The following is a 20,925-nucleotide window of genomic DNA, read 5'->3' as shown; positions in this document are numbered from 1 at the left end:
CGATACAATCGAAAACTACTGATGCGAATATGTCCACGAAAAAAATTGTCATCTATAGTCTGTATATTCTATTTTTATTGTTTTCTAGTGTTGCAGTTTTGGGCTTAGCCGAAGCCCTCACGCGTATTGCCTGGGGAGATCAAATCAATGTTCAATATACTGACAGAAGCTTGTATCAAGATCGCGTCTATTCTCCGAACACTGCCGGCTGGCGTCCTCATGCCGTGGGAACGTGTTGCGGCAAGCCTGTGACGATCAATTCACTAGGCCTGCGCGGGCCGGAAATCGATTTGAATTCGAACGAGGAAAAAATTCTGCTGATCGGTGACTCTGTGCTTTTCGGCCCGGCATTGCAGGATTCAGAAACGATAGCGGAACATCTGAGAGCTAAATTACAGGCTTGTATAATAAATACGGCTGTTATAGGATACAATTCGTCTCATTACGTTGACGTTTTATCGAGCTGGATATCGAAAACAAAACTTGATCGAGTGTTGGTTTTTTGGTGTCTGAATGACGTCCAAAACGACACTTCCTTTGTGCAAAAATCAACTATGTCGAATACGTTTGATTTTGCCTTGATGCAGTTGCGTTCTCGATCGAAATTTTATATGGCTCTCAAAAATGCGATTTCCGATCGCAGCAAAATATATTTTTTGTATGATCTAAAGTATTATCAGCCTGGAGATCATAGGTATGTGAAAGCAAAGCAGGATCTGCGTTTAATAAAAAACATGTGTGACACGAAGAATATAGCTCTAGACGTTGTTATTTTACCCTATGAGTATCAGATCAGAAATCGCAATCAAAGCTCGGTTTGGATTCCACAAGAGCTTTTGAAGGGTTATTTTGACCAGCAAGACATACAATACAGGGAAATTAGTTTCCAAGAATTTGATGGCGAAGCTTCGAAACAGCTATATCTTTATGCCGATGGAATTCATTTTTCCAAGCAGGGGCATTACCTGATTGCGAAGCAAGTTATTACCTATCTTTCCTCTGTTAATTGAGCACGCATTAGTTGAACATTTAAAGCTATATGGAGGCAGCCATGAAAACATTTCAATGTTTTGTATTGGCCTTAACTATTAATGTAGTTACAGTTTCGGCCCAATCCACGCATCCCAAATTGCTGTTTGGATCTAGCGATTTGAACACTATTTGGAATAATATTGTCACAAACTCAACCTATTTACAGACCTATTACAATGATCTAAGAGATAATGCAAATTTCAATAAGACGACGGCTTTCTACAATGACCACTACAAGATGCATTATGCTTCTGACATGGCGTTTGTTTACCTGATCGAACCGACTTATACTTTTCGTATGGATTTTTTCAATTATTCAAAGAATTCGCTACCCAATATGTATAGTATTGCAATATCAAATCCGACTAATACTCAGATAAGTACTTCCGCCCTGATGCACATATCACTAGCTTATGACATGCTTTTTAATGATCTCACAAATTCAGAGCGATACCAAGCAGCAACAAATATAAAGACTCTTATGGATGAATTGCTCGACAATTATTTCAATCCTCCTCCAAACGGGCCCCAACAACAAACATTGTATGGGAACAATCATTTAATGCATATTGCTGCAGCAGTGGGAATCGGTGCAATCACGATTAGAGGCGATTATCTTAATTCTTCAACAATTTTTACGGCAGCTAATGCCGCACCTTATATTGACAAAGCATCCTATTGGCTTGATCTGCTTGACAAAAATATGTTTGCCTCTGATGGGGCTTGTTTTGAGGGAGCTCATTATGGACTGTGGGGATTTCAGCCAATAATTGCTTATTATGAATCATTACGCAGAAACGGAGGAACAGATTATTTTCCCACTTCAAATTTGAGAAGAATTTATGAGTGGGTAACAATGGAACTCATTCCTGCTCGCCCTGCGTATACTACAATCAACGGAAATTTGTTTGATATTAATAATATCAACGCTTCATTTCATTTTACAGGAGGAGGGGACAGTTCCGCAGACCCAACTCGACAGTGCTTAATTTTTTCCGCACTTGGAGGAATTTATCAGGCTGATGCTAACGCTGGTGCAGCAACATGGTTATTTGAGAATACCTGGGGTGTTCTTAAAACCTACAATAGCGCTCAACCAAATCCAGTATCAAACCATCAATTTAGAATGTATAATCGTTTTGGGAGTACTAACATATTGGCACTGAGGTATTATGCAAATAATGCTCAACATCCTGACTTGTTGGCGATGATGCCAAAATCAAAGTTTTTTCTCGGCAGAGGGTTAATTGCACGCGATGGATACGCCAACGAAGGAACTCTTTTTAGCTTTGAAACAAATTTCAACTATAACGAAGAAACCGGAAAAACTTGCTGGCGTTGGGATGAAAATGACAATAATTCATTTACGTTTTTTGCTTACGGTAAGCGTTGGATAATAGATAGTGGCAAAAAATTGTCCGGTATTCAAGAAGAACAAGGAGATTATCATAGCACAGTAATTGTTGATGGCCAAAACCCGCCTTATCTTGATGATACACGGCAACAGGTTGCGAATTGGTATGATTACCATAACGTTAATGGTGTTTATTATATAACTAGTGATATTACTGATTCGTGGACCAAACGAGTGTTTCCAGATGTTAACCCCACTACTGATTTTTCAGGTACGGGCCTAGTAGAAACATGTGTGACACCATGCCCGTTTCCATCTTTTCAAAAAGCACGAAGACATACACAATATATTCCCAAAGAAGGAGATTTACCTCCTTATGTCATCATTTATGATGACATCCAACAAAGTACAACAACCCCCCGTAACTATAGATTTCTGCTCCAAACAGGCTCAGGAAATACAGTAAGTAGTTTAAGTGGAAACAAAGTTACAATAACCAGTGCTGTTTACAGCCCAAATAGGATAATGGAGGTCTATTATTATTCTATTGCAGCTTCAAATAGTTTTGCAACACCTTCCGAAACAACTGACACTGATGGGGCACATCGCCGCTTGGAATATACAGCTAACAATACTTTGAACCCTCATTTTCATGCTGTTTTAGTGCCCAGTCAAAATACAAACTCCGCATTAGTACCTTCTGGTCTTAGTTTTACTAATCTAAGCAACCAAGGTAGCGTAGCTACAATTGACTTTGCTTCGACAACAACCCCTCGCAAAGATTTTAGCCTTTTTGCTTATCAAAAATCCCTCAGCTCTGGAGGATTCGCATTAGAAGGCTTTGATGCGCCGAGCTACAATGGCGTCTCTGGAGTAATGGGGTATTGCCGAAAAATCAAGACTACCGGTGAGGTGATAGACATTTTTTTAGATCGTGGTTCATATCTTAAAATGGACAATACAGATTTAGTTCTAATCGCCGGCAGAACTGCTCGAGTGGTATTAAATGACAATGAAATCAATGTATATAAAGTTTCAGGTAGCGGTAGATATAGTTATAAAGTTTTTGGAAAGAATGTCCCCCAATTCAAAATTTATGGTACGCCTCAAACATTTCAGGCGTTTAATTCCTATAACTATATTAAAAGTACGAGCGTTATTTTAAATTATTCTGCAACTCTGGCCGGTCCTAAATCAGCGACAATTAGTTGGTATTGTTCAGAGGCTCATGATATAGACGTTTATTATTGGACATATGCAAATCTAGTTTCTAAACAGAGTTTTCCAGGGAGGAGCGCGGGTAATAACAGCGTGACAATTTCCCTGCCAGGTATTGCATCATCTTTCACGTATCGTTTAGAGGGGCGAATGACCTCGGATAGTTTTAGGGATTTAACCGATTCTTTTATTATTGTTGTTGGACCTAAAGTAATTGCAGAGAATGAATCAACTACTCAGTTCAAAGACTTTTTGTATAAAAACTCGCCCAATCCATTCAATCCAACGACTACGATAATTTATTCGCTTGCAACAACCACGAACGTTTCCATTACGATCTATAATAGCCTTGGCAAAAAAATCATGACTTTATTTAGTGGAGTACAAAATGCTGGACAGCATCAGCTTATTTTTGATGCTTCAGAATTTTCTTCTGGCTTATATTTTTGCGTCATGGAAACTCCTGAGTTCAAAGATTCGATTGAATTGATGCTGATAAAATAGTATCTAATCTTGATAAATAACGCGCTAACTTGAACTAGCAACCTAAAGATTTGACATCACATGCCCTCCCGGCCCGCCCGACTTGTTCTCGCGACGCACAATCGTGACAAAATTCGTGAAATGCACGACGTGCTTATGCACCTCCCCATCGCTATTCTTTCGTTGGATAATTTTCCCAACATGCCCGAAGTTGAGGAAGATGGCGAAACCCTGGAAGACAATGCCATCAAAAAAGCTCTGGCCTTGCAAAGTTATACGGGCATGCCGGCGCTTGCTGATGATACCGGCTTGTTTGTCGATGCGCTCGACGGCCGGCCGGGCGTGCGCAGCAGCCGCTATGCCGGCGAGGACGCAAGCTACCAGGACAATGTCCGCAAATTGCTCACGGAAATGCAACAGATTCCCCCGGAAAACCGCCGGGCGCGTTTTCGCACGATAATGGCATTCGCCGATGGCAATGACGTCAAACTAGTCGAAGGCGTCTGTGAAGGCCACATTGCGCTTGCGCCCAGCGGCGACAGTGGTTTTGGTTATGATCCGGTTTTTGTCGTGGAAGGCGGCAAACGTACTTTGGCTGAAATGACCCTGGCTGAAAAAAACGTGATCAGCCATCGTGGCCACGCGTTGCGTGCGGCAAAAAAAATACTTGAGAGAGTGTTCAAAAATTACAATACTGATTAGCCGGAGTAAAGGAATCTATTCCGTCGCCTGAGCTTTACGGTTGGCTTCGACAGGTTCAGCCAACGAATATCCGTCGCCTGAGCTTTACGGTTGGCTTCGACAGGTTCAGCCAACGAATATCCGTCGCCTGAGCTTGTCGAAGGCGAGGTTGTCGAAGGCGACGATTGGCTTCGACTGGCTCAGCCAGTACATAACCGTCGCCTGAGCTTGTCGAAGGCAAGCATCCCGGCGCAAACACCTTGAGCGGAGGAGTGAGTTCATGATTGAGTTAATTCGGGACCACATGCAAAAGCATGTTTGGTGGAATATTCTTACTCTTGCATTACTGTCTTTGCTTTATTGGGGCTGCAGCGAGAAAACCTCTCCCAACATTCCTGACCCCTATCCGGATTTATACCTGGTTAGCACGGCGCCGGCGCAAAACGCTACCGGCGTGCCGGCGCAAACCAATGTGACATTGACTTTCAGCGCTGAGATGTCGTTAACCTATTTTGGTTTTATTCTGGCGCCCACGCCGCCTGATTTTTTTGCCAATGTGCATTTGAGCAACGACAGCCGGCAAGTGATTGCGCCGGCGACGCTGGCCGCCAATACCGCCTATTCACTCGTGGTGTTTTCCGCCAATGATCGCTATGGCGATTATCTGCGCACACCCTTCTCCGCCAAATTCACCACCGGCGGCAGCTTGTCAAATGTGAGTGTCAGTGGAACATCCGCAAAACCGTTCAATCTCCCCATGCAATGCTTTGCGGGCTTGCTCAAAAAGAATCCCCAAAGCGTTTTAGAAGCGGCTGCGCCGGATCAGGAATTCTATACCAATCTGCTCGCAGTTACGGCGATCAACGATACCTCCGGGCAATATTCGATTGATGGCGTCACAGCCGGTGTCTATTGGCCTTTTGCTGCGCTGGATGCCAATCGTGACGGGCGCTTTAGCTTGCAAGACGGCGATCGTTTGCAAGGCTACGACGCCAATGCCGATGCCGCTCTGGACAGTGTGGCAGTTGCAACTTCTTCTCTCGCGCAAATTGCGCTGCAAACACCGGTAGTCGGTTTGAAAGTTGTGAACACCTTCCCGGTCAATGGACAAAAAAATGTTCCGCTCAACACGACGTTTCGGTTGACCTTCACGACCGCGGTTGACACCAGCAACCTGGGACTCTTCATTGCGCCAATTCCAGAAGGCCTGACCGGCTCGACGCTCAGGCCGAGCGCTGACGGCAGGGAGCTTTTCGCTTCCGTGACGCTCAAAGCCAATACGGCCTACACGGCCGTGCTTTACACCGCTGCCAGCCTGCGCGGGCAAAAACTACAAACGCCCACGCAAATTGCTTTCACCACTGGCGCCGATTTTCCTACCGGACAAGTGAGGGGCCGAGTCGTTTTTCGTTCCGGATCCACTTCGCCGCGCAGCACATTGGTTGGTTTACTGAATACTGATCTGATCAGCGTGATTCAACAAATTTTAGTCAATCCGAGCCAAGCCACGGATGTATTGCGCCAAACCTTGAACGCAATTGCCATTACGCCGGACGAAACCGGCGAGTTCGTCATTCCCAATGTTCCGGATGGCACCTACTGGCCGGCAGGCGCGAAAGACACGGATTTAGACGGCAGTCTGGAGCCGACCGCCGTGCCGCCGGAGCCGATTGGGTTTTATGATCGCGATGGTGATGGCGGAGCTTCGCGCGCGGATAGCGTGGTGGTGAGAAACGGCGCAATTGTGAATGATATTGTGATCGTCTTCTAGGCCGTCACGTCGCGGCTTTGCCCAACACATTCGCTTTAAATCAAAACTCCCGCAGCCGAGATTTTTAGGATCTCAACTGCGGGAGTTTTATTTGAAATTTACGTCAACGGTGTTAAATCAAAAGCCGCTCTCACAGGAATGCCAGCATAAGAGTTAAATTTTTGCGACTAAAGCAACGGTATCTTCAACAGTTAAAATTTGCCACCGGATAGCCGAAAAAAAATCTGCTGGCCGCTTTCATCCGTTGAAAATTTTCTTCATTGGTTCCGGCTTGCCCTGAATTGGGGCATCGCTGTCACAACGGCTGCCGTCCACAAGGGGCGGCGACTGCCGGGCTGTTGATAAACCAACTGAGCCCTACCTTCCTCCACTGCGCCCCGCACTTCCGGCAATTCTATTCGTCACGATCTTCAAGGTTTTGCCAGAAGAAACGATCTCCGGTTGCACCGCTTCCAACAAATCCAACACAATCCAGGTGCTGGCATCTTCAGGATGATAGCCCAGACGGGCACGTTGCACAGAGCCGCGATTCACTGCGGCCGTGAGCGGATCGGCAATGTACATTTTCGAGAATTTGATAACAAGCCGCGTCGGGTCTCTTAGTAAATCCGTCGTATAGGTTGGGAAGTAACCGTTGCCGACCACATTGACGGTGTCGCCCAACACATAAACCTGCTCGATCTTCGAAGCCCGCGGCAGCTCAGGCGTATTTTCGCCGGTGTAAATCAAGAATTCCACACGCCGGTTGCGAAAACGATTCGCTTCCGTCGAATTGTCATTCAAAGGCATCCATTCGCCATAAGGAATGGGATTGAAAAAACGCGACGAGCTGATGCCCTGCTCGACCAGGAAGCGGATAACGCTGTTGATGCGCCGTTCCGCCAGTTTGATATTATATTCATCCGTGCCGATGTTGTCACAATGGCCTGAAATCCCCACGGGCGAATCGCTGTAAATCTCTTTGAGAATTCTCGTGACGTCATACAAAATGGGAAACATGTCTTTGCGAATCACGGATTTGTCGAAATCGAAATTGATCATGTTCGTGGTATCGCGCATGGTCAGCTTGATGTTGCCGCCCGGCTGCTGTTCAATGGTGAGCTTGCCCTGGGATTGCTTGACAATCTCTTCGGCCATTTTCAGACGCTCAGCCAATTGTGCTTCCAAATCGCGAATGCGTTCTTCCGCTTCTTTTGCGGCAAGGCGCGCTTCTTCAGCTTCCTGGCGGGCGCGACGCGCTTCCGCCAATTCGCGATCGATATCCCCGCGCGCCGAAGCGAAATCTTGTGGCTGCGCTGTGCCAAAATTGAAGGAGAGAGAAAAACGATGCGCCTGAGAATCAAAAGCATCGAGCGGGCTGTAGGCATAGTCAAAGTGCGTACTCGAGCCGCCAAACCAGTTCATCGGAATGATCAAACCGAACCCGGCGCCCCAGCGTGAATTGTCTTCATTATGAAACTTGTAGCCGCCGCGCGCGGCAAAAACTTCTGAAAGAAAAATTTCTGTGCCGGCTTGCAGGCGAATGTCTTTATCATCCTTGTCCAAGAATTTTGAGGCATCGAGACCGACACTCCATTTCATTTGCCGGCCCATGCTGCCCAGGCCGATCGGCACATGCGTCGCGACGCCCGCGCGAATCGTCTCCGGCAAAAGGTTGGCGCTACCGCCGCCGCCAAGTTGCAACTTCTTCAAAGTGAAATTTTGCAGCGTCGCGCCCACGGAAAACGAGTCGAGCCAGTAAAGCGCGCCGAGATCAAGGCCAATGCCCGTGCCGACATTGCTCACGAGATCCTGCCGCACGCCCTTGAGCGCGGCGCCAAAAGAGAGCTTGTTGTTGAGAAGATAAACATGGTTGCCGTAACCCAATGAAAGCACGAGATCGTTGCTGTTGAACGTGCCGGGGACGGGCGAAAAATCCGGATTAAGGGCGGTAATCTCACCTTCATCAAAATAGCCGAAGCTGAGGCCCAGGCCGCCGTAGCGCGTTGCAATCGCGCCCTCGATCGCGCCTTGATAGGTGTCATCGATCCACTGATGAAAATGGAATGACAATGATTTGTGGTTCATCGTCAAGCTGCCCAGGCCGCCGACATTGTAGCGCATGACGCTGATATCGTTGGCAAGCGCGGTGAACGCTTCACCCATTGCCACCTGTCGGGCATACGGACTGACGCGCAGCATTGGTGCGGCGTAGCGGCCCGCCACTTGTGCCTGCGCCAAGGAAAATCCGGCGCACACGATCAACGTTGCTAACGTTGCACAACGCGAGAAAGATGGAATATTTTTCATAGGATTGATCCTGAAAGTCATCGACATAAAAGCTTTGGAAAAAGTTCGGATTTAATTCGGCCGTTATTGAATAATGACCAGCTTGCGAATGACCGAAGTTTCTCCATCTCGTCCTTGCGGTTGACCCGTCAGGCGCACGAAAAATTTAACGAAGTAAGTTCCGCTGGCCACGGCGGCGCCATTATCCGAACGCCGGTTCCACCAGCCGTCAGTGATAACTGCCCCATCCGTCGCGGCAATTGTGCTTCTGCCATTAAACAAAACCTGCCCACTCGGAATCGTGGTTACCAGATCGCTGGCGAGGTTGTAAATTTCGACGCGCTGAATCGACATATTACCAGACCGGACGCGCGCCTGCAAGCGAAGCAGTTGATGGCCTTGTGAGCTTACAAAGGGATTGGGCGCAACGTCGAGAGCAAATGGTTCAGACAGAGGATTAACCGGCGGCCCGCCGCCGCGCACGGCAATCGTATCTGCCGCGACATCACCGGCGAAGGGATCGGTATAGCTGGCATAAACATCGTCGCCCGCGGAAACACGCAAGCGATAATCGCCGCCGGCGGTGGGAACATCCGTGAGCAGAATCCCTGTGCGCGTGCGAAACTCACCTGCGTTTGCGGCAATTTCATGCAGCGTTACAACCTCTTGTTCGCCGCCTAATCGGGAAGTAAGCACCGCCTGAATCGAATCAACCGCTGTCGCTGAGAGGTTTTGATCCGTTTCTCCCGTTACCCGCAGGTAGATCAAACCCGAAACTTCTGTTGAGTCGATGCTTGCGCCACTAATGTTTTCGATGCGAAGTTGGGCAAACGAACGTTGCACAACCATGGCGGTGTCGCCGCTTGTATCTGCAGGGTCAAGCGGATCGACGTAACTGACCATTAACACATCGCGATCTTGCACTTCAAGCGAGTCATTCGCGCGTGCAACCGTGTCAAACGCCGCCGGTAGTCCGCCGCGAAATTCAGCAAAGTTGGTGGGGTTAACCCGCAGCAAAACACTGACGGAATCCTGCGTGAGTGTGCTGCGCAACATGACTCGAACCGTGTCGCGTATGCCGGCAGTGGGCGCAAGCGTTGGGTCATTCACCGAGATAAAAACGCTGTCGCTCGGCGTGTTGGCAAGTTTAAAAACCTCCGTGGGATTGAATTGGGCATCGGTGAATGAGGTGCGCGAGGGGCCGGTATCCATGACGGTATAGCCAATGCGCCAGCTTTCCAACACCGGCGTGTTTGCCATCATGAACGGCGAGTTCGTGCGCAAGGTGGCGCGCAAACGCAGGGCTTGTTTGCCGCGCAAAGCCGGCGCGCGTGCCGACAAGCTGGTGACGGAATTCTCGGTTTCATTGAACGAGGCGAGCACGGCATTGCTTTGCGCGTCGAGTATATCAACCGTGACAAATTGCCCCTTGGTTGGAAACGCGAGCAGCCGCCAATCCGTGACGACTTTGTTGGCAGAATCGGAAATCACGGTTGAAACCACCGTACCCGGGTCCTCAAAACGGATGAAATGTGAAGTTGCACGAATGCCGGTGAGCACGGGTGTGCGCAGCGGGCTGGAGGTTTCAAGGCTCACCTGAAATTGAAACAGGCTATCGCCGTTTAGTTCGTGAATGGGATTGATCGCGCTGCTTCTCAAATTATAAGAATCGCCCTGGCTGGTGGGACCATAGAACGGGCGCGTAAGAATGTCGCTCCGGCTATTCGAGGATCGCATACGTAAGCTGATGCGTGTGCCGTCGCGGCCGGGCGTGTTGAAATCTTCGCCGAACCAATACAAAGAGTCGAAATCCACGGCGCGGCCAAAGGAAAAAATTCTTGAGATAATGGAATCCTTCGCGACATAAGCCAATCGCTGCGGCGTCACATCCGTGCCGTTGCTGCGGTAGGCGACAAGAGTGCGGTTATCGGCGATGCGATCGGCGTCCGTAAGGCTGGGCAGCGGGCTTTCGAAGCGGAAGAAAATGCTGCCCGCCGGCGTCACTTCAATGAGGCGATTGTTGCCGGCATCACTGATGAGAATGTTATCATTATCCAAAATATCGGCGTCGTTGGGGCGAGTCAATGTCGTATTCGAATTGCCAGCTACTCCCGTGCCAAATTGGAAGATTCTGGTCAGCGTGTCGCCGCCGCGCTGCACCAACACGACGCGATGATTGCCCTGATCCGTGACGAGATAAACATTTGGGCGATTCTGATCGACTTCGACATCAACCGGGGAGCGGAAACTCTCGCCGGTTAACGCCCGCAAGCCGGCATCGCTGTTGGGAATAGTGACATCTGCTTCAATCAAACGATCGTTTCCGGTATCACAAATAATGATTTTGTTGAATTGATTGGGAATCACGACGGCGTCCGACGGCCGCAATAACTTGAAGGCATCACTGATGGCATTATACTCCCATACGATTGTCGGCCCGCCCTCCAAATCATATTTTACCACATGACCGGCGCCATCAGCATCGTCAAAACCGGTGATGATGACTTGCGGCCGTCCGTTCTCCACGAAAGAAAACGCGTCGGAGGGCGTGAAAGCGAGATCAATTTGAAAGCCGATATCGCCTGCGCCGGCGCTGCCCTGAACATTGTTATAGGTGAAGACGGACTTCGTGCCGGCATCTGTGACCAGATAAAAATTAGGGTTGGCTTGAAAGACATCGATGTCAACGACGGTTCTCACCGCTTTTTTGCCGATATACCCAGCTTCGATGCCGCGCAGAAACACGCGAAAATCCGAGCCGGTGGCAAGCGTCGAATCGATGGTCAGCAATGAGACCTGGCCCGTGTCAGCCCCAGAGATTTTGGTGAAATCGAGAACGACGTTTTTAAAACTCTGAATGCGCGCGTTACTGCGGAAATCGTCGCGCCATTCACGCTCCTGCTGTTGCGCTTGGGCCGCATTGCCCCAGCACAGCACCACAGCCATGAAAATGAGGCTGCCTTTCACGCTTCGCCGCAACATTGCCGCAAAGCACGACGAATCAGATCCCTTTTGCATGCTTGGATCATCCTCTAAAAGTGAAACGATTGATTTGGAGTCAACACGAAAAATGGTTTTGAATTTTCCCTTACCCAAACAAGAGAGCGGAGACAAGATGGCGGCTTGCTGCCTTCTCATCCATCGGTATGAGCACATGGCGGGATAAATGAGATCAGCTCCTTCCTGATAAAAGAAGGCTGAACTCACAAGACACTAGAACGCTGCACGAACTGGTGGCGGGACTATTTTTGTGCAGTCAACTGGCTACATTATAATACTTTTTGGCAGAATGTCAACAACTTTCTTCTGTCACAGGACTGTGACAGCCTGGCAAGGTCTTTCGAATTGAACTCGAAGGCTGAATGCCAGGCTTGTCGGAGATGTCTCCCGGTAACAACGACGGTACCAGCTTTTATTTCGATGCCGTTGGCCGTGACGATGCCGGCGGCGGCGTGACGCTGGTGGGAATCGTCGTGGTGCTGCTTCCGGCTGTGCGCAAAATGATTTCATCGCCTGCCCTTGCCTGCAGGCTGTCGCCCGCGCTTTCACGATTGCGCGCCAATTCTAAAAATCCTTGATGATTCAAGATCAAAATGAATTCGCCTTTAGTTGCGGCGCTGGTACGTTCGACGAATTTTGCGTCCACGCTTTTCTTATTGATTTGACAGGCGAGCGCCATGCCGGTGCGCCAGCCGGCTTTGGCGAGCATGGGCGCCGGCACGTTGGTCACGAGATTGCCGTAATGATCGCGATGCAAAATTTCGCCGACAATACCGGCGTCAGTGAGATTCGCCGGCACGCGCTCAAACATCACCGGATCGGTTATCTCCTTGCCCGCATCGCTCAGGCTTTTGCCTTTTGACAAATGCGCCGCCGCCGGTCCAAAAATGTCTCTTCCCTCAAACGTGTTTGAGGTTGCGCCGCGGCGGTACCACAACACGTTGCTAATTTCAACCGCGCGCTGCAAACCTGAGGTTTTGATGACATCTGTAAAAATGCCGTTATCCGGGCCGACGAAATATTTCTTGTTTTGGGTTTCAACGATGATGCGCCGGCGACTGCCGCCGCCTTCCGGATCGACAACCGCCAGAAAAATGGTGCCCTCCGGGAATTCATTGGCGGCCGTGGCAAGAACATAACTCGCCTCGCGAATATTGTAATCCGGAATGGCATGTGTGATCGTGGCAATGCGCGCGTCCGGGTGGATCGACAGGATCGCGCCCTGCAAGGCGCCGGCATACGGATCATTCCAGCCATAATCGGTGAGAACGGCAATCGTCGGCGAAGAACTGCAACCGAAACCCGACAGCAGCGCGGCCACGCCCGCCAATAAAACTCGTCGTAACATTTTGCCTCCGAGTTGGATGGATAAAATGCCGGCTAAAATTCGACTTTATCACAAGAATTTTCACTAAAGCCGGACTTTACCTGGCTTGGTTCGGCTCGTTCCCGGGTCGTGTTGTCGTGCCAAGGTGCTTAATGGGAAAGAGAACTAACGCATAATTTTTTTAAGCAACATTTCTTGCAGCAGTTGCTGCATATCGAGCTTCTTGTATGCGGGCGGAATTTCAAACAAAGCGGCGTCCACTTTTTGCGGTTTGATGCTGGTGATTTCCAGAACATTCATGCCGCGACCTTGTGAAAGTTGCTTCGACAAAATCGGCAGGTCTTGCATCTCTTGCGGCCACATGCCGCTCTCCTGCAATTCCGCGATCTCGCCCAATTCCATTTGCGCAACAAAATCTTCGAAAGCGCGCCGCAATTCGGGAAATTGTGCTGTGCCCCAGAGTTCCAGGAGCTGGCCGGAACGGCTCGCAGTATAGCGCGTACACGCAAAACCATTGACGACTGCCCGTTCCGCGGTTTTTTGGAACTCCGGCGCCGTTGGCTCGTTTGCGGCGGTTTGATTTTGTGAAAAACTCTGCAATAGATCTTTCGCGGTGGTCACCACGGATTTATTCTCGTCGGCGCTTAATTCAAGATAGGCCTGCTGCTCCGGCAAAATAACCCAGTTCAGTTTTTTATCCGAGCGCAAAATATAAACGATATTTTTGCCGAACAAACTGTTTCCGCTGCTGAGATTGATGTCGACGCGGATGACATTCGCGCCAAAATGATACGTAAACTGGTCGGCGCTGAGCGCCAGGCCGCGCTTTTTCATTTCCGCCAAAAGTTGAGGCACCGGACGCGACAGCACTTTGCTGGCCGAAAAGCCGAAAGCCTCTTCCTCCGGCGTGGGCGCGTCTTTGATTTCGCCCGCCAATGTGAACAGGACTTCGCGCGGAATGGAAAAATGGCGCTGCTGAACCACGCCGGTGAACGATTGCGCTGTCACGGCTGCTACAAAACCCAATTCCAAAAGCAAAACGGCGAAAATTCGTTTAAAATTCATCGCTTGCACTCCGGCATAAAACTCAGACTGTGAGAAAAAACTGGGCGAAATTGCACGCTTCGACAAGCTGAGCGTGCAACATGTTCAGCCTGTGGAACAAACCATCATAATCACACAGCCTGACTCCTAACGCACGAAAGGCCGGCGGGATTTGCCGCCGGCCTCGTTAATTTGATTTAAAGATGCTGTGGAAATCAATTCACTGTTTCCAAAACTTTTTTGATGCGCTCGAACGCAAAATCGAGATCCTCGCGCTCGATCACGAGCGGCGGTGCGAATCGAATGACATGCTCGTGTGTCTCTTTACAGAGCAGGCCTTCGTGGTACAACGCTTCACAAAAACGCCGGGCGCCGCCGGCTTCCGGCTTCAGTTCCACGCCGATAAACAAGCCGCGGCCGCGCACTTCTTTGATGTGCTTGCTTTTAATCGTGCGCAAGCGCTCGAGAAAATAATGGCCAAGTTGCGCTGAGCGCTCGGTGAGTTTTTCTTCGATCAAAACCTTGAGGGCCTCGCGGCCTACGGCGCAGGCGAGAGGGTTGGCGCCGAACGTACTGCCGTGATCTCCCGGCTTGAAATTGCCCAAAATCGCCTTGGTTGAAATCACTGCCGATACCGGGTAGAAACCTCCGGAAAGCGCTTTGCCGAGAATCAAAACATCCGGCTTCACGCCTGCTTCATGTTGATATGCGAAAAGCTTGCCGGTGCGGCCCAGGCCGGTTTGGATCTCATCCATCAACACCAAAACATTTTGCGCGCGGCAAAGCTCTTGCACTTTGTTGAGATAACCTTTCGGCGGAATCAGGATGCCGCCCTCGCCTTGAATCGGCTCGACCAGAAACGCGGCGGTGTTGGGTGTAATCGCGCGGGCGAGCGCATCAATATCGCCATACGGGATGAACACGAAGCCGGGGGTATGCGGTCCGAAATCTTTGCGATATTGCGGCTCTGAAGAGAACGAGATGACGGTCGTCGTGCGGCCGTGAAAATTGCCGGTACACACGATGATTTCGGCTTTGTTCTCGGGAATGTGCTTGGTCATGTAGCCCCATTTGCGCGCCGTTTTGACCGCCGTCTCCACCGCTTCGGCGCCGGAGTTCATGGGCAACACCATCTCCATTTCACACAAATCCGCCAATTCTTTATAAAACAAACCAGTTTGATTGTTGCGAAACGCCCGCGAGGGCAGCGTCAATTTTTTGGCCTGCTCGATGAGCGCCTGGTAAATGCGCGGATGGCAATGGCCCTGGCTTACCGCGGAATATGCGCTCAGAAAATCGAGATACTTTTTGCCCTCGACATCATAAACCCAGATGCCTTCCCCGCGTTCGATGACGATGTCGAGCGGATGGTAAATATGTGCACCATAAATTTCCTCTAATTGAATGTAATCTTTTGCCGTCATTGCTGGCTCCTTTCGCGCTTGTGTGTTCATGGCTGATCTAGATTTTGTTTATGTCTAAGGTGTTTATCACCGTTTGCTTTTGCGAGAACCTATCTGATTTCTTAATAAAATTTTGCGCGTCGTCATAAATTTTGTGGTAACGAATGTAAGGCAGCCGCCGCTAAAAGCAAAGAGGAAAATGGCGGCTGAAACGGGATTGTAACAGGCGCCAGAAAGCATTTAGTTTCGGACTCATGAGAATAAATTCAAGTGGCCGTTTACAAAATTTCGGCGTGGAGGGCCACGGGAATTACACCCCAAATGATCACATGAAAAAACTTCGAACGATGGAGAGAAAAGCATTGTATTCCGCAAAGGGAGTCTTATATTTGTCAGCAAATACTGCTGTGTTTATCTTCTTTACAACTGCGTCCACTTGCAACATAAAGTCAAACTTATCATGTACAATCATAAAAAATCAAGGTTTGTAAACTTTTAAAAAACAAAAAACATCTTGTAGAAATTTAGTAGGACATGGGTTCATGTTGTGGCATAGTGCTTGCGTTAAAAAAAGTTGGAACATGAAGCTAGGCTAATCCATTTAAATCATTGTGAACTACCTCATGCAAATTCTGCGAGTTTTCATAAAAGTTTTGAACCAATCAAGGTTTGCCAAGGAGATGATCTCCATGAAACCAAAAACCTTTATCTTGGCTCTTGGGCTGATGCTAATGAGTTTCGTGATCAGCGGTTGCTACACGCAACTTGCGCGTCAAACTCAAGATGACGAGGGCGTGGCGCAGGAAGCCGTGCAAGAAGAGAATGGCGATATGGAAGAATACGCCGAGAACGACACCGAATACGTCCCTGATCAGCAATCTGAGTATGACGTCACGAATATTTACGTTTACGACTACTATCGTCCTTATTATTGGGACCCGTGGGATCCCTGGTATTACTCATGGTACTATCGCCACCATCCGCGCAATCGCTTTTATGTTTCGGTAGGCTGGGGCGCGTACTATGATTACTGGGATTGGTGCGGCACGCGCTGGTCCGGGTATTGGGATCCGTGGTATCGCGATCGTTACTATTGGTGGGGGCCGACGGCGGTTTACAATCCTGGTTGGTACTATCCCGACTATTCGCCGATTTATGATCCACCCCAACCGAGCAAGAAACGTGATTTTGGCCGTCGAGGCGCACGAGGCTCAGATGATGATGGCACGGTTGCCGATCGTCGCGGCAGCCTGAGCAAGCCGATTGCTGATCGTTCAAGCATCAGCAAGCCGGGTGAAACTGTGTTTGACCGCGGCGCGGACGGCTCTTATCGCCGGCAACGGCGCACAGAGGTTGACACACGCGACCGGGCAACGCCGGCCAGCGATGAGCGTGCGACGGATCGCCGCCGAGTCTCTCGCCGCGCTACTGACAGCGATCGCACAACCGAGGCCGTAACGCCTGCGCGCGGCGATGACCGGACATATACTGCTCCGGCGACGAGCAAAAACCCCACAAGCGTGAGCAAGCCGAAATCCCCGGACCGGCGTGAAGCCGTGAAGCGGAATGATGGCCGCCGTTCGTCCTCGGGAAGCAAGACTTCCAAAGAAGGTTCCACCACTCGCAAAGTAGCGCCGAAGCGTGAATCTTCTAGCAGCAGCGGCTCAAGCAGCCCGAGTTGGAATCGAGGCGGCTCGTCCGGCAGTTCCGGCGCAGCCAAAGGAAGCTCTTCTTCTGGAAGCTCCTCCTCTGGATCAAAATCCAGCAGCGGTTCTTCCAATCGCCGCGGTAAAAACTAACGCCAGGAAAAGGAACGCATTGTAAACGCGAGATGGAGAATTTATGAGAATAAAATTCAGTTTGCTCGCCGCGCTAGTCGGCCTGAGTGGTTTGCTGATCTCGGCGCAGGCGCAGGAAGAATTGTTTCAGCGCGGCATCGAGTTCGGTGTCGGCGGCCGGGCCATGGGCATGGGCGGCGCATATATCGGCGTCGGCGATGACTACAGCGCCGCGTTTTGGAATCCCGCAGCGCTCACCCAGATTCGCCGCCTCGAGGGTTTTGCGACGTTGAGCTACGCCCAACGCGAAGATAACGCGACATTTGATTTCTACCGCGAAAATGACAAGGCTTCATACACGAATTTCAACAGCATTGGCCTGGCCTATCCAATTCCAACCTATCGCGGCAGCCTGGTTTTTTCACTGGGCTATCATCGCGTGCGGCCCTACGACAGCAATTTCAGCTTCTCGTGGTTCAACAACACGCCGGACGATTCGGTAAATCAGCGCTGGAGCGAGTTGGAAGACGGCAGCTTGAACAACTGGACGTTTGCCGGCGCGTCTGAGATTGCTCCCAACTTTTCAGTTGGCGCTTCTGTGAATTTATGGTCGGGCAAAAATGATTTTCTTGCCAGCTTCACAGAGAGAGATGTGCTTGATCTGTACACCTTTGATTCCTATCGCAATGATAATGCGCTGCTCTCGGAGTTCTCCGGCGTCAATTTCAAGCTTGCCGGCCTCTATCGCGCGTCGTCATTGCTGCGTCTCGGTTTCACGCTGGCAACGCCCACAACCTTCACCGTCAAGGAGAAATGGAACACCTCGGACGAAACGGAATATGACGACGGCGAGGTCGAACAAGGCAATGACAACGGCAGATTTGAGTATAAAATTCGTTCGCCGTTTTCACTGGGCGCGGGCGCCTCGGTCAATGCCGCCGGCTTGCTGCTCTCCGGCAGCGTCGAGCACAACGATTGGTCGCAAATTCGCTATACCACTGAACCTCCCATCGAGGGTCTCTCGCGCAACGAGGCCAATGATGAACTGGCGCGGAATTATCGCGCCACGACGCGTGTACGTTTGGGCGCAGAGTTTACCCTGCCCGTGCTCGATGTGCAATTGCGCGGCGGTTATCTTTTGGATCCCAACCCGCTGGAAGGCTTACCGGGCGACGCCGACCGCGAATTCTTGACTGCCGGCGTGGGCATCTTCCTTGATAAGCAAGTCCGTCTTGATCTCGCCTTTGTCACCGGCGAATGGCGCGATTATAAACAACCGCTTGATGATCTCAGCGATACGTTGGTGCCGGTGTCAGAAAAAATTACCTTAAACAAGGCCTTTGCTTCTCTCGCATTTCGTTTCTAGAAGGATCGGCTTGTGAGGCGCTTTTTCCAAGTTGTACAAATTATACTCAGCATTTTCGTCACCGCTAGCTCTCTGCAAGCGCAAGAGCGGGCGGTGACGTTGTTTTTGAAAAACGGCGAATCTTTTGCATGCACGGTTCTTGACGTGTGGAAGAGTACGGTGTATTTCGAAGCCACCTCCAAAAGAGATGCTTACACCTACGGCGAAGCCGTCGCCCTGGAAAACATTAGCCATATCCGGCTTGCCAACGGCACGGAATTGACGCCGCAAGCATTTGTCGAATCATGGCAAAATAAGCGCGTGGCCACCCCGGCGCCAACGCCGTCTCCAACTCCAGAGCCAAAACGCGAGGAACCTCCTCCCCCAAAAGCAACGCCGGCTCCGCAAACGCAAACGCCGCCCCCCTCTTTATTCCCCTCAACAGCAGCAAAAATCAAACTGCCCTATGCCGCATTGGATAGCGCGCGCGCACGCACGGCTGTCGGTTCGAATTGGATTGAGCCGCCAAAACCCCCGATTACCGCTTCGATTGAATTTTCCCAACTTGCGGATTTGCTGGCCGAGGGCGGTATGGCAGGCAAGTTGTTATATCAGGTGAGCAAGGGTGAGTTGGCCGGACGGGAGCTTACCGAAAGCCAGCGCAAGCTGGTTGATGCGCTGTTGCAATCGCGCGCGTGGGCTTACCGCAAGGCGGAGTTGCGCGAGGCGCATTTAAAAGCCTACCAAGAGTTTGGCCGACTCGGACAAGGCAATCAACAACGCTTGCGCGAACACTTCAACTTTCAAGCTTCAAATGAGACGTATGCCTTCTTGGAATTTGTGCAATTCCTGCAAGCTGAAAATGCGCAGCTTTTCACCGATAAATGGCAAAAAGTTGAAACCGTCTTTGCTCCTGAAGCTGCAAACGCGCTGCTGGATATTTTGGCAAATTATGATGATTGGTATTATCTCTACGGCCAGGAGATAGAAAAACTTTGAAGTATCATCAAAACGCTCGAACGCTAAACCAGCCAATTTCGAGCGATTCAACTCGCCCTCACTTCTGACATTCATCCTCCCCCAACGAACGCCCCGGAACAATCGGACAGACATCCGGATGCGGCATGCCTTGCAGGCAATAAAGCTGACGGCGGGCAATCGTTTGCGGTTGGCGCCGATCTTCGACGTCTGCTAAAACGCCATATTGGCATTGCAGGCATTTCGCCGGCTGCCAGTCGAAGCCGGTGGCCACGCTGCGCGCCACCAACGCCGTGCTGGAATTCCACTCCGCCTTTGCATGCGGCGGCTCCACAATTTCCACCCGGCGAATCTTTTCGAACACGACGCGCCCGCGATTTAACGTGAATCTGCCGCGGAATTCGATTTTTGCGCCGGGCGCGAGCTGATGGCGATCCTGAAAATCGCGGCTGACAACGGCATAGCAATCATCGTCAAGATGATCCAAATCAACAAAGGCTTCTGAAAACGCCACTTGAAAACCGCGCAGGCGCAACTCCTCGGTTTTCGGATAGAGAAACTTTTGGAATCGCGGCTTCACCGCCGTAATCACGCCAAGCACGCTGGCCTCCCGCCCTTTCATCCGTTCCACCCATTCGGCAAAATCCTTATAGCGCTCGCGCCATTCTTCGTACTCGGCTTCCGGGATTCTCAGCTCCGGGCGATTGTTGACTTTTTCGTCGAGAAAGTACTGGCACCCTTCACATAATCGTCCCACGTGTTGATAGCCGCGATAACACGGCTTGCCCTTCTCGAACAATTTGCAGCGCCATCGAAAATAAACACACCCGCCGGGAAAGCATTGCTTGCGCTCCAGAATGTGAAAGGCCGAGACTCTGTATTCGAATTTTTCATGGCTATCATGGCGGCAGCGAAAAACATCCAGACGTTTGAATTCGTTGCGATAGCGCATTGCGTGCTCATAAATGTATCAACTGGTTTTCACCATCTAAAGAATAATACGGTATCAGCCGCAGCCAAAAGGCAGAATGATGGTTTGCAGAATATTTTTTAATCATTCTGCCGAATCATTGTTCTGCCTTTCAAAATCTTCGCTGTCGTGATAATTTTTCCAAACGGATACTAATGAATTTTGACATTCACGTGGGAGCAATTCCCAAAAGTAGGTGTTTCAAAATAGCCCTTTCATTGAGCCGCGAAATTATGTCACCACTTCGTGGTTTCATGAAGAAAAAATGCCAAA

13 protein-coding genes are annotated in these 20,925 nt (G+C 50.1%); 7 read left to right on the top strand and 6 right to left on the bottom strand.

What is annotated here, in order from left to right; all coding sequences use genetic code 11:
* The first annotated feature begins 29 nt into the window (after nt 1-29).
* The 4 genes from FBQ85_09545 (at nt 30) to FBQ85_09530 (ending at nt 6,539) form a co-directional block, all read left to right on the top strand.
* Nucleotides 30-1,010: a hypothetical protein gene (locus FBQ85_09545; protein MDL1875391.1), complete on the top strand. Its 981-nt coding sequence runs from the start codon at nt 30-32 to the stop codon at nt 1,008-1,010.
* Nucleotides 1,011-1,039: 29 nt separating this feature from the next.
* Nucleotides 1,040-4,108 carry a T9SS type A sorting domain-containing protein gene (locus FBQ85_09540; protein ID MDL1875390.1) on the top strand — a complete coding sequence of 1,023 codons (3,069 nt, stop codon included), beginning with the start codon at nt 1,040-1,042 and terminating at the stop codon, nt 4,106-4,108.
* Nucleotides 4,109-4,168: 60 nt separating this feature from the next.
* A complete protein-coding gene (locus FBQ85_09535) occupies nt 4,169-4,789 on the top strand; it encodes an XTP/dITP diphosphatase (GenBank protein ID MDL1875389.1) in 621 nt (206 codons plus the stop codon).
* 259 nt (nt 4,790-5,048) lie between these two features.
* Nucleotides 5,049-6,539 (top strand): hypothetical protein, encoded by a 1,491-nt coding sequence (locus FBQ85_09530; protein ID MDL1875388.1) that lies wholly within the window; start codon nt 5,049-5,051, stop codon nt 6,537-6,539.
* Nucleotides 6,540-6,896: 357 nt separating this feature from the next.
* Here the strand turns inward: FBQ85_09530 and FBQ85_09525 are convergent, their stop codons facing one another.
* The 5 genes from FBQ85_09525 to rocD all read right to left on the bottom strand — a co-directional run bounded on the left by FBQ85_09525 (nt 6,897) and on the right by rocD (nt 15,602).
* Nucleotides 6,897-8,855: a PorV/PorQ family protein gene (locus FBQ85_09525; GenBank protein ID MDL1875387.1), complete on the bottom strand. Its 1,959-nt coding sequence runs from the start codon at nt 8,853-8,855 to the stop codon at nt 6,897-6,899.
* 36 nt (nt 8,856-8,891) lie between these two features.
* Nucleotides 8,892-11,825, bottom strand: a complete 2,934-nt coding sequence (locus FBQ85_09520) for a hypothetical protein (GenBank protein ID MDL1875386.1) — start codon at nt 11,823-11,825, stop codon at nt 8,892-8,894.
* 394 nt (nt 11,826-12,219) lie between these two features.
* Entirely contained in the window at nt 12,220-13,155 is a 936-nt protein-coding gene (locus FBQ85_09515; GenBank protein ID MDL1875385.1) for an SAM-dependent chlorinase/fluorinase, read from the bottom strand.
* A gap of 144 nt (nt 13,156-13,299) precedes the next feature.
* The gene (locus FBQ85_09510; protein ID MDL1875384.1) at nt 13,300-14,199 is read right to left on the bottom strand and encodes a DUF4412 domain-containing protein; all 900 of its coding nucleotides are present in this window, start codon (nt 14,197-14,199) and stop codon (nt 13,300-13,302) included.
* Between the two features lie 194 nt (nt 14,200-14,393).
* A complete protein-coding gene (gene rocD / locus FBQ85_09505; GenBank protein MDL1875383.1) occupies nt 14,394-15,602 on the bottom strand; it encodes an ornithine--oxo-acid transaminase in 1,209 nt (402 codons plus the stop codon).
* Between the two features lie 668 nt (nt 15,603-16,270).
* Here rocD and FBQ85_09500 point away from each other — a divergent pair.
* The 3 genes from FBQ85_09500 to FBQ85_09490 are packed head-to-tail and all read left to right on the top strand — an operon-like array spanning nt 16,271 to nt 19,703.
* On the top strand, nt 16,271-17,380 hold the full coding sequence (locus FBQ85_09500) for a hypothetical protein (GenBank protein ID MDL1875382.1): 1,110 nt from the start codon (nt 16,271-16,273) through the stop codon (nt 17,378-17,380).
* 43 nt (nt 17,381-17,423) lie between these two features.
* Nucleotides 17,424-18,725, top strand: a complete 1,302-nt coding sequence (locus tag FBQ85_09495) for a hypothetical protein (protein MDL1875381.1) — start codon at nt 17,424-17,426, stop codon at nt 18,723-18,725.
* Between the two features lie 12 nt (nt 18,726-18,737).
* Complete coding sequence (locus FBQ85_09490; GenBank protein ID MDL1875380.1) at nt 18,738-19,703, top strand: hypothetical protein; 966 nt, start codon at nt 18,738-18,740, stop codon at nt 19,701-19,703.
* A 58-nt stretch (nt 19,704-19,761) separates the two neighbouring features.
* Here FBQ85_09490 and FBQ85_09485 read toward each other — a convergent pair whose 3' ends face one another.
* Nucleotides 19,762-20,634 (bottom strand): hypothetical protein, encoded by an 873-nt coding sequence (locus FBQ85_09485; GenBank protein MDL1875379.1) that lies wholly within the window; start codon nt 20,632-20,634, stop codon nt 19,762-19,764.
* Between the last annotated feature and the right edge of the window lie 291 nt (nt 20,635-20,925).

This window comes from Cytophagia bacterium CHB2 (assembly GCA_030263535.1).
GTDB lineage: Bacteria > Zhuqueibacterota > Zhuqueibacteria > Zhuqueibacterales > Zhuqueibacteraceae > Coneutiohabitans.
The sequence above is the reverse complement of the archived record's forward strand: the minus strand, read 5'-3'. Positions and strand labels throughout refer to the sequence as shown.

Bases quoted from the DNA above. Each gene is read 5' to 3' on its own strand.
- FBQ85_09545 (MDL1875391.1), top strand. From the start codon at position 30: ATGTCCACGAAAAAAATTGTCATCTATAGTCTGTATATTCTATTTTTA.
- FBQ85_09540 (MDL1875390.1), top strand. From the start codon at position 1,040: ATGGAGGCAGCCATGAAAACATTTCAATGTTTTGTATTGGCCTTAACT.
- FBQ85_09535 (MDL1875389.1), top strand. From the start codon at position 4,169: ATGCCCTCCCGGCCCGCCCGACTTGTTCTCGCGACGCACAATCGTGAC.
- FBQ85_09530 (MDL1875388.1), top strand. From the start codon at position 5,049: ATGATTGAGTTAATTCGGGACCACATGCAAAAGCATGTTTGGTGGAAT.
- FBQ85_09525 (MDL1875387.1), bottom strand. From the start codon at position 8,855: ATGTCGATGACTTTCAGGATCAATCCTATGAAAAATATTCCATCTTTC.
- FBQ85_09520 (MDL1875386.1), bottom strand. From the start codon at position 11,825: ATGCAAAAGGGATCTGATTCGTCGTGCTTTGCGGCAATGTTGCGGCGA.
- FBQ85_09515 (MDL1875385.1), bottom strand. From the start codon at position 13,155: ATGTTACGACGAGTTTTATTGGCGGGCGTGGCCGCGCTGCTGTCGGGT.
- FBQ85_09510 (MDL1875384.1), bottom strand. From the start codon at position 14,199: ATGAATTTTAAACGAATTTTCGCCGTTTTGCTTTTGGAATTGGGTTTT.
- rocD (MDL1875383.1), bottom strand. From the start codon at position 15,602: ATGACGGCAAAAGATTACATTCAATTAGAGGAAATTTATGGTGCACAT.
- FBQ85_09500 (MDL1875382.1), top strand. From the start codon at position 16,271: ATGAAACCAAAAACCTTTATCTTGGCTCTTGGGCTGATGCTAATGAGT.
- FBQ85_09495 (MDL1875381.1), top strand. From the start codon at position 17,424: ATGAGAATAAAATTCAGTTTGCTCGCCGCGCTAGTCGGCCTGAGTGGT.
- FBQ85_09485 (MDL1875379.1), bottom strand. From the start codon at position 20,634: ATGCGCTATCGCAACGAATTCAAACGTCTGGATGTTTTTCGCTGCCGC.